Annotated in this window: 14 protein-coding genes; 11 read left to right on the top strand and 3 right to left on the bottom strand. The window is 37.9% G+C overall.

From position 1 onward, the window contains the following. Window positions 1-23: 23 nt before the first annotated feature. Window positions 24-845 carry a mechanosensitive ion channel family protein gene (locus tag VB715_RS13975; protein ID WP_323301832.1) on the bottom strand — a complete coding sequence of 274 codons (822 nt, stop codon included), beginning with the start codon at window positions 843-845 and terminating at the stop codon, window positions 24-26. Between the two features lie 138 nt (window positions 846-983). Next, the gene (locus VB715_RS13970; RefSeq protein ID WP_323301914.1) at window positions 984-2,516 is read right to left on the bottom strand and encodes a phosphomannomutase/phosphoglucomutase; all 1,533 of its coding nucleotides are present in this window, start codon (window positions 2,514-2,516) and stop codon (window positions 984-986) included. A 325-nt stretch (window positions 2,517-2,841) separates the two neighbouring features. Here VB715_RS13970 and VB715_RS13965 point away from each other — a divergent pair, with 325 nt between their 5' ends. The 8 genes from VB715_RS13965 (at window position 2,842) to VB715_RS13930 (ending at window position 10,055) form a co-directional block, all read left to right on the top strand. Next, on the top strand, window positions 2,842-3,816 hold the full coding sequence (locus VB715_RS13965) for a hypothetical protein (protein WP_323301831.1): 975 nt from the start codon (window positions 2,842-2,844) through the stop codon (window positions 3,814-3,816). A gap of 63 nt (window positions 3,817-3,879) precedes the next feature. After that, the gene (locus tag VB715_RS13960; RefSeq protein ID WP_323301830.1) at window positions 3,880-4,149 is read left to right on the top strand and encodes a hypothetical protein; all 270 of its coding nucleotides are present in this window, start codon (window positions 3,880-3,882) and stop codon (window positions 4,147-4,149) included. A 12-nt stretch (window positions 4,150-4,161) separates the two neighbouring features. Next, window positions 4,162-4,386, top strand: coding sequence for a hypothetical protein (locus VB715_RS13955; RefSeq protein WP_323301829.1), 225 nt, complete (start codon window positions 4,162-4,164; stop codon window positions 4,384-4,386). 124 nt (window positions 4,387-4,510) lie between these two features. Continuing rightward, window positions 4,511-5,371, top strand: coding sequence for a NifU family protein (locus VB715_RS13950; protein WP_323301828.1), 861 nt, complete (start codon window positions 4,511-4,513; stop codon window positions 5,369-5,371). Window positions 5,372-5,381: 10 nt separating this feature from the next. Next, window positions 5,382-6,158 carry an FkbM family methyltransferase gene (locus VB715_RS13945; RefSeq protein WP_323301827.1) on the top strand — a complete coding sequence of 259 codons (777 nt, stop codon included), beginning with the start codon at window positions 5,382-5,384 and terminating at the stop codon, window positions 6,156-6,158. 340 nt (window positions 6,159-6,498) lie between these two features. After that, window positions 6,499-8,103, top strand: a complete 1,605-nt coding sequence (locus VB715_RS13940; protein WP_323301826.1) for a mechanosensitive ion channel — start codon at window positions 6,499-6,501, stop codon at window positions 8,101-8,103. A 180-nt stretch (window positions 8,104-8,283) separates the two neighbouring features. Further along, entirely contained in the window at window positions 8,284-9,477 is a 1,194-nt protein-coding gene (locus VB715_RS13935) for a hypothetical protein (RefSeq protein ID WP_323301825.1), read from the top strand. Window positions 9,478-9,602: 125 nt separating this feature from the next. Further along, entirely contained in the window at window positions 9,603-10,055 is a 453-nt protein-coding gene (locus VB715_RS13930) for a two pore domain potassium channel family protein (protein WP_323301824.1), read from the top strand. Window positions 10,056-10,057: 2 nt separating this feature from the next. Here the strand turns inward: VB715_RS13930 and VB715_RS13925 are convergent, their stop codons facing one another. Continuing rightward, the gene (locus VB715_RS13925; protein ID WP_323301823.1) at window positions 10,058-10,399 is read right to left on the bottom strand and encodes a hypothetical protein; all 342 of its coding nucleotides are present in this window, start codon (window positions 10,397-10,399) and stop codon (window positions 10,058-10,060) included. Between the two features lie 222 nt (window positions 10,400-10,621). Here VB715_RS13925 and hypA point away from each other — a divergent pair, with 222 nt between their 5' ends. The 3 genes from hypA (at window position 10,622) to VB715_RS13910 (ending at window position 12,928) form a co-directional block, all read left to right on the top strand. Next, window positions 10,622-10,966 carry a hydrogenase maturation nickel metallochaperone HypA gene (gene hypA / locus VB715_RS13920; RefSeq protein WP_323301822.1) on the top strand — a complete coding sequence of 115 codons (345 nt, stop codon included), beginning with the start codon at window positions 10,622-10,624 and terminating at the stop codon, window positions 10,964-10,966. Beyond that, entirely contained in the window at window positions 10,957-11,817 is an 861-nt protein-coding gene (gene hypB, locus VB715_RS13915; RefSeq protein WP_323301821.1) for a hydrogenase nickel incorporation protein HypB, read from the top strand. Before hypA ends, hypB begins: the two co-directional genes overlap by 10 nt. Window positions 11,818-12,082: 265 nt before the next feature. Further along, window positions 12,083-12,928 carry a spondin domain-containing protein gene (locus VB715_RS13910; RefSeq protein ID WP_323301820.1) on the top strand — a complete coding sequence of 282 codons (846 nt, stop codon included), beginning with the start codon at window positions 12,083-12,085 and terminating at the stop codon, window positions 12,926-12,928. Window positions 12,929-13,028: the final 100 nt, after the last annotated feature.

The raw sequence follows: 13,028 nt of genomic DNA, 5'->3' as shown, positions 1-13,028 counted from the left end.
ATGCAATTAATTTGATTTAGGGGTTAAACTTGATGAACATAAATATCTCGTTGAGGGAAAGGAATATTAATTCCTGCTGCATCAAATCGTTGTTTAACCGTTTCTTGTAAACTGAAATAAACATCCCAGTAATCAGAAGTTTTGACCCAAGGACGAACGGCAAAATTAACGCTATTATCGGCTAATTCTAATAGTCCAATGGTGGGGATAGGATCTTTTAAAATGCGTTTATCTTCTGCTAAAATTTCAGTCAGTAACCGTTTTACTTCTTGAATGTTGTCCCCATAACCAACCCCAAATATTAAATCAATGCGGCGGGTATCTTCAACAGAATAGTTAGTAATACTATTCTCAAAAAATTTGCTGTTAGGAACAATAATTCTACAGTTATCGGGACTAATTAAAATGGTGTTAAAGATCTGGATATCTTTAACAATACCTGCTGTCCCTCCTCCCTCAATATAATCTCCCACACGAAAGGGACGAAACAGAATTAACATTACCCCTGATGCAATATTCGATAATGATCCTTGTAAAGCTAAACCAACAGCAATACCAACTGAACCTAAAATGGCAATTAAAGAAGCCGTTTTAACCCCGACTTGTCCTAAAACAATAATGGTAACGAGGGCGAGAATGATGACATAAGTTGCATTTCCTGTAAAACTAATTAAGGTAACATCAACTTTCGTTCTTTTCAACAACCTTTGAACTAAATTTCGGGATAATTTTGCTATTTGTATCCCCACAAAAAGAATGATAATTGCTGCAATAACTTGTATGCCGAATTCGACTAACCATTCTTGTAGTTTAGCCCCTAGGACTTCTACATTGATGGTTCCCATTTGCTTTCCTCCAATTGATTTATTTGAATTTTATTCTAAACCATTATAACATATTTATCATAATAATGGGAGTAAAAAGCCTGTATATACAGGCTTTTTAGGGGTAAGATAGGGGTTTAATTTATCAAAATCAAAGAATTATTTTTGCTCAAAAGCTGATAAATCTAATAAATCAAACGGCGTTAAAAATTCTAGCAAGCAAGTGGCTATTTTAGCCACACCTCCCGAAACATTTGATTCAATATTAATAGGTATAACAGGATCGTGAAGAGATAAACGTAATAATAACCAGCCATTTTCTTCAGGAGATTGACAAGAAATTCTTACCCCTTCATAATTATTAGGTACTATTTGCCAATTGTCTTGAGTGCTGGCAAATTCGGTTAATTTCTGAATCACTTGATTGCCATATTCTTTGAAGTCTTCAGTGTTTATTTTCAAGCGGAATTCTTCACTTTCTTCTGGTTCTTGTAAAGTAGCAATTAAATCCGTTAAAAGTTTCCCTTTTTGCAGAGATTTAGCCAATTCAATTAATAGTTTTGTCACTAAATAAGCCCCATCATCTAAAAAATAGTTTTCTTTCATCGCACCATGGCCAGAAGTTTCAATGGCTAACCATGATTCTTGTCCCTCTTTATTTAAACGAATCGATTCATTAATAACATTTTTGTAGCCTCTTTTAAAGCGATGATGAACCCCTTTTAATTCTTCTTCAATAAATTTGGTTAACCCATCAGATGTAATGGAATCTGTGACAATAGTTGAGCCTGGATGCTCTTTTAAAACGATAGCAGAAATTAAAGCAATTAAACGATTGCGATTCAGTTCTTTTCCTAAATTATCAACTGCAGCCCCTCGATCTACATCCGTATCAAAAATAATGCCAAAATCTGCTTTATTATCAATAACTGCTTGACAAATTGAAGCCATTGCTGTTGCATCTTCCGGGTTAGGAATATGATTAGGAAATGTGCCATCAGGATTTAAAAATTGACTACCTGTTGTATCAGCACCCAAGGGTTTTAAGACTTTATCGGCGTAAAATCCCCCTGCCCCATTTCCCGCATCAACAATAATTTTTAACCCTTTTAAGGGTTGTTCAAAATCATCAGGATGATTGACACATTCTCGTACTTTTTTGACTAAACCTTCTGCATAAACAGCGATAAAGTCATGTTTTTCTAGGTTGCCTTTTTCTATTGCTGCAACAAAATTATTCTTTTCAGCTAAACTTAAAATATTCGTAATATCTGGTTTATCCAACCCACCTTCTGCCGTAAAAAACTTTAAGCCATTACGATTAAAGGGTAAATGACTAGCGGTTAACATAATTGCCCCGTCACAGTTAAAATTAGGGGTAATGGTACTCATAAACATAGCAGGGGTTGAGGCAATATCAAAATCATAAACCAGACTTCCCATGAGTCTAATTCCTTCACTTACTGCTGCCATTAAAGTTGGCCCAGATAAGCGACTATCTCGCCCTAAAGATATGGTTAAATCTGAGGCTTTTTTGTCTAATTTCTGGCTTAACCAACTGACAAACCCTTGACCTAAAATTTGAGCAACTTCAGGGGTTAAATTAACGGGTTCATCCACAACCCCTTCTAGGGTAACTCCGCGAATATCTGACCCATTTTGCAGTTTTTTCCAGTTAAATTCTTGTGCCATCATGATTAATGCTCAGCAATCTCTTATTAGTTTAAAGTGTATCAGAATCGGGGTTAGGCGTTAGGGAATCTTACAAATTATTGAAGCGCACTGGATGTGAAGATTATTGATAATAATCTTAAAACAATACAAAGAAAAAGCCCCAAAATTTAGAGCTATTGTTTAAATAGAGTCAGTATTCTGTCAACCTAAAACTTAATCTCTGAATTAGATTTCTATATTGTGAGAAAACCATGACATTTTTTTCTTGAGAAAATAACCATTTCTCATAATTTCTTAAACTATCTGACAAAAGCTTTTAACCCTTATTTGAAATATTAAAGCCGTGACACCTACCATTAGTGATACTAACGTCAAAGCTGCCTTAGCGGCCATCGAGTCTGACATGGCCACTGTGTCAGAAAAGATTGAAATGTTGATTGAAATGGCAGCAGGACTACAAAATAAACCAAAAACCCCGCAACAACTCGAAGATGCTGTCTTTCTCTACCGTAGAGGACTAGAATTATGTCCCCCCGACTATCCTTTATTACGGGCCAGATGTTTGTCAGGAATGGGGACAGCTTTGCGTACTATTCCCTATGAAGGGCCAAACGTATTATTAGAGGCAAAAACGGCTTATGAGACAGCCTTGCCCATTTTAGAAGAATATGCCTCCCCTGAAGAAGTGGCCGAGACACAGATGAATTTGGGGGTAGTATTGCAGGGGTTAGTGGGGTTTAATCAAGCGACCATGCAAGAAGCAATACAAGCGTATCAAAAAGCAGTCAGAGTGTTTACGGGAGAGAGTTATCCGCAAGAATATGCCATTTTGCAGAATAACATTGCCATTGCTTATCTTTCCCTGCCTTTAAGCCCCGAAAAGGACAAAATGCGTCAAGGAATGGCAGTACAGTCTTTTGAAGCGGCGTTGGAATGGGTGACATTAATTGATCATCCGACGGAATATGCCATGTTACAGAACAATTTGGCCAATGCGTTGCAGTACCTTTCTAGTACCCATCCTATCGAAAATAATTTGAAAGCATTAGCTGCTTATGATGAGGCATTAAAGGTGAGAAATGCTCAAGATATGCCCATAGAATATGCTAACACCATTGCTAATAAAGCGAATGTTTTGTTTAACTTACCGGATGATGTAGAACACCCTCAATTTGGCAATGCCAATAATTTAAGACAGGCCCAAAGTTACTATCAAGAAGCGCAAAAAATCTTCAGGGACTATGGACAAGTAGAACGGTCTAACATTGTCGCAGAAATGTTACAAGACATTGCAAAAGAATTATCCGCCTTGACCTAATAACGCTTCGTTTAACTGGGACCAAAAGTTTTTCGTTTACTTAATTTAAGGAGTAAAATTTCAATGACTGACATTATGGGTTATTTAAGTACGGATGAAGTAATTCAGACCTTTTTTGGTAATCTCACAGGAGGAGAAATCACCTTAGTGACTGGACTATTTTGGTTAATGGTTGCTGCGGTTATTTCTGCTATTGGTGGGGCCATTGGTGGCATTTTATTAGCAGGGAAAGATATCGGTTATGAATTAGCGGCAATTCTTGGTAGTATGTTTGGGCCGGCGGGGGTTATTCCTGTGGCGGCTATTGGGTTAGTTATTTTAAAATTTATCTAGGAGTTATTGACAATGTTAGATCTCGCTTGGTATTCTGCAAAATTGTTTTTAAAGGGCAAATTATTCCGTAACCCTGGTTATTTTTATCGACAATTAACCTTTGGCGTATTAATGGGTTTATTGTTATTAGTGGGGTTAGGCGAAACCGGATTAAATCTTGCTGTTGTTATCGTCATTTCTAGTTTAGTTACGGGAATGGCTATGCCATTTTTACTCAAAGATGTAAAGATGCAATAATTAAGGTATTCCTGGGGGCAAACCGCCGTTTGTCCCTGCATTACTAAAACAATATATACAGTTCGTAGTGAAGGCTTTAGCCTTTACAAATCAGCCCTAAAGAGCTTACTACAAACATAAAAAAATGACGCAATCAATTGATAAAATAGCCACCCTAGAAACCTTGATCGAAGAAATTAGTCGTTATGAACAAATTGTGAGTCAATGGGATAAGAATCAACAGGTTGTAGTTGAAAGATTAAAAGAAGCGGTTGAAGCGTTACATAAAGAAGCTTTAACCCGTCTAATTAAGACAGTAAAAAAGGACGCTTTACCTGCCTTACGTCAGGCAGTAGAAGATGAATTAGTCTATGGACTTTTGCGCTATCATGACTTAATAAAGGCCCCCACACCTCCCTTAGAAAAACGCATCGAACAAGCATTAGAAACCGTTCGTCCAGGGCTAAAAAGTCATCACGGAGATGTAGAATTAGTTGCCATCAAATTACCGGATACCGTAGAAGTTAAATTAGTAGGAACTTGTAGCAATTGTCCTGCGTCTACTTTAACCATGAAACAGGGGGTAGAACAAGCAATTAAAACCTACTGTCCTGAAATCAAAAACGTAGTGTCTGTTAATACTTCTGCTGTTAGTAAGACAGGGGAAAATATTAATAGTCCTTTTGCTGCTTCTCAAGATGCAGGGTGGGTAGCATTAGCAAGAGTTGATGAAATTACTAATGGGGGAATATTACCCTTAGAAATTGAAGGATTAAAGTTAATATTAGTGAGAAAAGATGAGATAGTTAAGGGGTATCGTAATAGTTGTATGCACTTAGCGATGTCATTAGATACAGGAAAAGTAGAAAATGGCATTTTAACCTGTTTACATCATGGGTTTCAGTATCAGTTAGAAACAGGCGAATGTCTCACATCTCCAGGAATGTTTTTAGAAGCTTATCCCGTTAAACGGAGTGGGGAAAGAGTGTTAGTTAAAGTAGCTTAGGTTAAAAATCATGATCAAATTCTCTGGTAAAAAAATAAAAAACTTGCTCAAGAAGATAGAACGTAAATATCACCCAAAATATCAAATAAATTTTTTAAATCAGGGAATGATTAACCTCATTGATGTTGGGTCTATTGGTGGTTTACCCTCCCCTTGGAATACTCATGCTAATTGTATCAATTTTTTACTCAATTTTGAGCCAAATGAAGCGATCCAGAAGGGTAAAAATTTCATGACTTATAATACAGCATTATGGGAAAGTGAAGAAACTCTGCCATTCTATATTTATAAAGGATTTAATGCAACAGGGTCTTCTTTATTTCAACAAAATCATGAATATGTTCAAAATCATTGGGAAACTTTAAGGTTACAAGGGCCGAAAGAACTAGCAGAGACATGGTTTGAAAGGTCAAAATTAGTAGAAACAAAAACGTTAAAATGTCGTTCCCTTGATCAAATTATTAATGAAGAATTTTCTTTAAAAACCTTTCACTTTTTGAAAATTGATGCTCAAGGAGCAGAATATAATATTCTTAAAGGAGCATCTGAATTTTTATCAAAAAGTTGTGTTGGACTTCATCTAGAACTTTTTGTTATTCCACTCTATAAAGAAATTGCTTTGCTCAGTGAGGTAGAAAGTTATCTAAATAATTTCGGTTTTAAACTCATTAAAAAGTTTCCCCCCCATGGAACCTTTAATTCTCAGCATGATTGTATCTTTATTCATGAGTCAAGAAATCCACAAATTGCTTCTAAAATTCGTAAAATTTATCAAATTGATCATTAAAAAAAACCTAAACTACAATAAGCTAAGACGCATTTAAAATGCCTATTAGTAACGCAGGCTTCTAGCCTGTGACAAGCAAGAATTATGCTACACAAGTCATTATAAATGCACAGCAGCTTCCTAAAAATTAAGTCTGATATAAGGAAGATATTCTTTAAACAATTGCTGAACTTCAAGAATGTACCGATTATTGGACACAAAAAGAAACCGAAGATCAACTCAAAGAAAATTTAATTAATATTTATCAAGAATTAACGTCACGAAACAGCATCAATATGTTAGGGTACTGACGTATACTTTAGCGAAAAATAAAAATCAAAAACATTCAATGAGTTAGATTATGATTGAATTAGCACCCTCTATTTTACTTCAACTTAAATCCCCTCCACCAGATTTGAGTCAGAGAATTATTTCCGTTGTCGGTGGTGATATCTTTTCCTTTGGTAAAGCCATTTTAATCCTATTGATTGGTTGGATTATTGCGGTATTTGTGCGTAAAATTATCCGGCAAATTCTCAATCAAACTGAGATAGATAATCAAATTGCTTCTCGAATTCTTGGACGAGAAGATGAAGGACAATCTATCCCCATTGAAAAATGGGTGTCCGAGTTTGCTTACTGGATTATTATCTTATTTGCTGTTGTTGCTTTTTTAAATACCCTCAATTTACAAGAGGTTTCCAAACCCCTCAATACTTTATTAGGGGAAATAACGGGCTTTGTGCCTAAACTATTGGGAGCAAGTATTCTCCTAGGAGTCGCTTGGGTATTAGCGACATTAACAAAAATGATTGTCCAAGGTATTCTAGGAAGAATAGGACTTGATGAACAATTAAAGCAGCAAATGGGAACATCAGAACAGCAGCATGAGACACCTTCTCTGCAAAATACCATTAGTAATGCTCTGTACTGGTTTATTTTTCTGCTGTTTTTACCCAGTATTTTAAGTACCCTTAATTTACAAGGAACTCTTCTTCCTGTACAGACTCTCGTTAACAATATTTTGGCAATTGTGCCTAATATTTTTGCGGCTCTACTGATTGGGACTGTCGGTTGGATTATTGCTCAAATTGTGCAACGAATTGTCACTAATTTGTTAGCAGCGACGGGATTAGATCAAATAGGAACGCAATTAGGATTATCAGTCGAAAGAGGACAACAATCTCTCTCCCAAATCATGGGAAATATTGTCTATATTTTGGTTTTGATTCCGGTTGCCATTACTGCGTTGGACGCGCTGAAAATTCAAGCGATTTCGCAACCAGCAACGGAAATGCTGCAACAAGTATTAACCTTGTTGCCCAAATTATTTGCAGCCACTGTTATTCTTGGTTTAGCTTATGTTGCGGGACAATATCTCTCAACCTTAGTCAGTAACATTTTAAGCAGTATTGGCTTCAACAACATCTTTCAATGGTTAGGGATTTCTCAAACCTTATCAACTGCTCAAACCTTTGGCCCAGAAACTGAAGAAATAGACGAAAAAACGGACTCTATCACTCAACGTACTCCCTCAGAATTAGTGGGATTTTTAGTCTTAATTGGCGTGATGTTAGTTGCCACCTTGACGGCGGTTGATATCCTTCAAATTCAAGCCCTTAAGGGAGTCGTTGCCACATTTATGTTGTTAGCGGGTCAAGTGTTAGTTGGACTGGTTGTTTTAGCATTGGGATTATATTTGTCCAATTTAGCCTTTAACTTAATTACCAGTTCCCAAACTCGTCAATCAAAGTTTCTTGGTTATACGGCTCGTATTTCCATCCTCATTCTTGTTTCTGCCATGGCATTACAACAGATGGGTATTGCCCCTAATATTGTTAATTTAGCCTTTGGTTTGCTAGTCGGTGGTATTGCTGCTGCCATTGCTCTCGCTTTTGGTTTAGGGGGACGAGAAGTCGCTGCTGAACAATTACGTGAATGGTTAAATACTTTGAAACAAGATTAACTCTTTTTTTCGGGTTATTTATTTCTTCATCAGGAGAATTCTACTGGTAGATAAAAATAGGGGTCAATGGCAGTTGACCCCTACAATAAATTCAAAATAAAAAATATCTAACAATTGCCAACTTATCTGAAATTAAACGATACAATTAAGCGAAAACTGACAATTAAATTCCAAAAATTAATGGAAATACCCTTAAAAATAAACCCTATACCTCAAACCCCCATCAATGAATCCTATTTAAACATACTCTCTCCCCAAGGGGCAGAAATTATCCTGGGTGAACAAACCGCCGAAAGCTTGGTCATACCCCTAGAACCCAGTCCAACGACCATGTTTGGCCCAAGAGGGGCCTGCTTAGTCTCAGAAACCGGGCCGCTGTGGGTATCTGATACAGGACATCATCGCCTTTTAGGGTGGAAACATCGCCCCACAACCAACGGACAACCCGCAGACTGGGTTATTGGACAACCCGACTTTTATCAAGAAGGACAAAACGCCAAAGGAACCCCCCAAGCAAACACCGTCAGCGTTCCCACCGGAATATGTGTCTGTGGGGAAGGGTTAGCGGTAGCTGATGCTTGGAACCATCGAGTATTAATTTGGAAAAAATTGCCCCAAGATAGCAATATTCCCGCCGATATCGTCTTAGGACAAGCAGATTTTCACCAAAACCAGGTTAACCGAGGGGAGACAGACACCGCCGCCGATAGAATGCACTGGCCCTATGGGGTCATGTATCATCAGGGAAGGCTATTTGTGGCAGATACAGGCAACCGCAGGGTGTTAGTCTGGAATCAACTACCAACCCGCAACGGACAACCCGCAGACTACGTTTTAGGACAAGCTGACATGAACCGACGGGACGAAAATGGGGGCGGTAGTCCCACTGCTTCTAGTCTGCGTTGGCCCCATTCTTTAGCAATATGGCAAGATAATTTAGTTTTAGCAGATGCAGGAAATAACCGTTTGATGATTTGGCAAGGTATCCCCACCAAAAATAATACTCCCTGTGAAATTGTGTTAGGACAAGCTGACTTTTCAGCCGCAGAATTGAATCAAGGGGGCTATTTTCCGGCTGCTAATACCTTAAGTATGCCCTACGGGGTAGCAGTCACAGATAAATGGTTAATTGCGGCTGATACGGCTAATTCTCGCCTGGTGGGATGGACGGGAAACCTGAATATAGGGGCTACTGCTGAGGGGTTAACGGGACAATTACATTTTCGTAGCAAGAGTGAAAACCGTTCCTATGGAAGTTGCGATCGCCATAGTTTGAGTTGGCCCTATGGTATTTCAAGTTGCAGTAATACCGCCATTATCGCGGATTCTGGCAATAATCGGGTGTTGTTGTGGTCAATAATGGATAACGGCTAAATTCTAAATAATGTCCAAAATGAACATTTTGCAATCACCCAATTAGATGATTCAGTTGGGGGAAGTTTACATCGCCCGTTTATTCTTCAATGGAAAGATAAGCTGCTAGAACTGAAGGTCAAAACTTGAAGAGTAAGACAGCATTCCAACAACCCATGGAGAAAGCCCTCACCAAAGTTCATTTATTTCCGAACCAAACTCCTCCAATAAAAGCAATGGAAGAGTGGCAGGAAGTCGAAGAATTTTTGGGTGCCAGTTTCCAAAAAGAAACCACGTTTATTCGTGATTTTTTGGCCTACCTGAGTATGTCTACCATGTTCATTTTACTGGGGCTTTTAATTGGGGTTCTCGGTTATCATTGGACAGCCCGTTTAAGCTGGATTGATGCTACAGTGGAAGCATCGATGATCCTCAGTGGAATGGGGCCAGTTAGTCCTTTAAACACAAATAGTGCCAAGCTTTTTGCTTCTATTTATGCTCTATTTAGTGGGTTAGTTTTTGTGTTAGCTATGGGGGTTGTCCTCTCTCCTCTAGTATATAGTTTACTGAAACAATTACGCCTTCATGCAAAGGACTAAAATCAAATTTTTAGAAGTTCTTCATATCGGGTTTCTACCTGAGAAATTAACTCTCTTAAAGTTGAATCATTTTCTAGGGTTTCCCATACCTGTAAAATATAATCATCAGAAACGTCTCCTAACCCACAATTTCGGTGAGGAAGTTGGGTTAAATATTGTTCTAATAATTGAATGGTTTCCTGTAGCCATTTTCCTTGGTTTTCTGAGGAGAAGCTATTATAAAGTAGTTTTCCTTTAATTAAAGCTTGTTCAATGCGGCTTAATTTAGTTTTCTCCTGCTCAATCATCCATTGCTGCATATCTTGAGGATACTGCTGGAATTTTTCTCGAATATTCGTTAACATTAGGGTTATTTTAGAAGATATTTTTAACTAATTTACCAAAGTTATTAGAGACTGTTTATAAATAAAATGTTAAGCTAAAAACTTGTTCGTAGTAAGCCCTTTAGGGCTGAAGCCCTCACTAAGAACTCAATCTTATGTTAAGATTTTCTAAAAAAAGAGTGACGCTTGAGAATTTTACCCATTCAATAGAAGCATCTTCTTTGAAAGAATCTTGTTTGTATTATGCACGAACTGGGAATCACCCAAAATATTGTAGCCATTGTTACAGAACACGCTAGGGGCGCGCCTGTAAAGCGTGTTACCTTAGAAATTGGTGAATTATCCGCGATTATGCCAGATTCTATTCGTTTTTGCTTTGATATCTGTTGTCAAGATACTATTTTAGAAGGAGCAACTTTAGATATTATTGAAGTACCAGGAAAGGGAAAATGTCGTCATTGTGGGGCAGAAATTAACTTATCTCAACCCTTTGGAAAATGCGATCGCTGCGGAAGTAAGGAATTAGAAATTATTCAAGGACAAGAATTACAAATTAAGGAAATGGAGGTAGAAGAAATATGTGTGTAACTTGTGGTTGTTCTGATGAGAATAATGTTACAGTAACCAACATTCAAACAGGGATAAAAACAGATATGAATACTCATAATCATACCCATACTTTACCTGATGGAACAGTGATTACTCATTCTCACAATCATGAAGATCATCATCATTCCTCATCCTCAGAAATTCATGCTAGAATGCACGGTACGACCATTAGTTTAGAACAAAAGATTTTACAGAAAAATGATTTAATTGCTGCCCAAAATCGAGGCTATTTTAAGGGACGTGATATCTTAGCATTAAATTTAGTCAGTTCTCCAGGTTCCGGTAAAACCACCCTATTAACCCGCACGATTAATGATTTAAAAGAGCGTATGGTTATTAATGTTATTGAAGGAGATCAAGAAACAGAAAATGATGCCCAAAAAATCAAAGAAACAGGCTGTAAAGTCATTCAAATTAACACAGGAGTAGGTTGTCATTTAGAAGCCGACATGATCGAAAAAGGCTATACACAATTAAACCCCGAACCCCATTCAATTTTAATGATTGAAAATGTCGGAAATTTAGTTTGTCCTGCCTTATTTGACTTAGGAGAATATGCCAAAGTTGCGATTCTTTCCGTTACAGAAGGAGAAGACAAACCCGTCAAATATCCCCATATGTTTCGGGAAAGTAAGGTGATTATTTTAACAAAAATAGACTTATTACCTTATGTCCCATTTGATGTTGAAAAATGTTTAAACTATGCTAAAAAAGTCAATCCCAACATTGAGATTTTTCAAGTTTCATCCTTGACAGGAGAAGGGTTATCAGACTGGTATGATTGGTTAGCAGAACACTGTCATCTAGAAAATATTACCAAGGCAGTTTAAGTCCTGTATGCCAAGTTATTTTTTATCTTTGTAGGGGCCAGGCATGAGAAAATTATGGCAACTGAGACGAAAGCCTAATCATTTGCCTTGCCCACTCCTAAGATTAAATTTTTTTTAAATTTAACCTGTTCAGCAATTATAGAGAGTTGACATTTTTTGCGCCTAAATTTCTTAATCTGCTCTCAGTTAATTCTCAGGAAATATTCATACTTTCAAAGCTTAATAGTCCGTGAATTGATTGCCCAAATTAACGGATAAGAATTCGATGAACAGTCAAACACTCGCCTTCAAAATCCGCACTCTTATTACCATGTTAACCGCAGGGTCTTTATTCACCATGGCCTCTGCTGCTTCTGCTGTTACCCTAAAAGTATCTATCGAAAACCTGGCCCCTGCTAACGGAACCCTGTTAACCCCCCTTTGGTTCGGGTTTCATAATGGTAGCTTTGATATTTATGATCGAGATGTCTCCTTAAATTTATTTCCAGGTACTGAAAGTTTAGTAGAAGATGGCAACACTGGGCCTATCTCCGCCCAATTTGATGTAGTGGGTGCAGGTACAGTCCAAGGAACCATCTTGGGAACAGGAGGCCCAAACGTCGGCCCTATCGATATGGGTGAAATCGCCTCATCGCAATTACTTGAAGTTGACCCAACTTTAGCCAGTAGTCGTTATTTTAGCTATGCTTCCATGGTAATTCCTAGTAATGATGCTTTTATTGCCAATGGGAACCCTTTAGCTCATCGTATCTTTGATGATTTAGGTAACTTCATCGGTGCTGACTTTATTTTGTTGGGATCTAATATTCTCGATGGGGGAACAGAAGTCAATGACGAAATCCCTGCCAATACAGCTTTCTTTGGACAAGCTACCCCCAATACTGGGGTTGATGAAAATGGTGTTGTCACCCTTCACGGTGGATTTAATCCCGTCGGTAGTGGTGGAATTTTAGATGATGCTCGCTTTGTTAATGCAGACTTTACCGCTCCAGGTTATCAAGTTGCCCGCATTCGTGTGGAATTAGTTCAAGTTCCTGAACCAAGTACCATTGTCGGTTTATTAGCGATTGGTGGAGCATTTTGTCTCAAAGGCCGTAAAGGGGTTGATTAATGAGGTGATGGGGTGATGGGGTAATGAGATCAGAAAACAATTTTGCTCCTCACTTCTTCACCTCCTCACTCCCACCCTTCCCAAAATTAAAAATCTTCGC

This window comes from Crocosphaera sp. UHCC 0190 (assembly GCF_034932065.1).
GTDB lineage: Bacteria > Cyanobacteriota > Cyanobacteriia > Cyanobacteriales > Microcystaceae > UHCC-0190.
The sequence above is the reverse complement of the archived record's forward strand: the minus strand, read 5'-3'. Positions and strand labels throughout refer to the sequence as shown.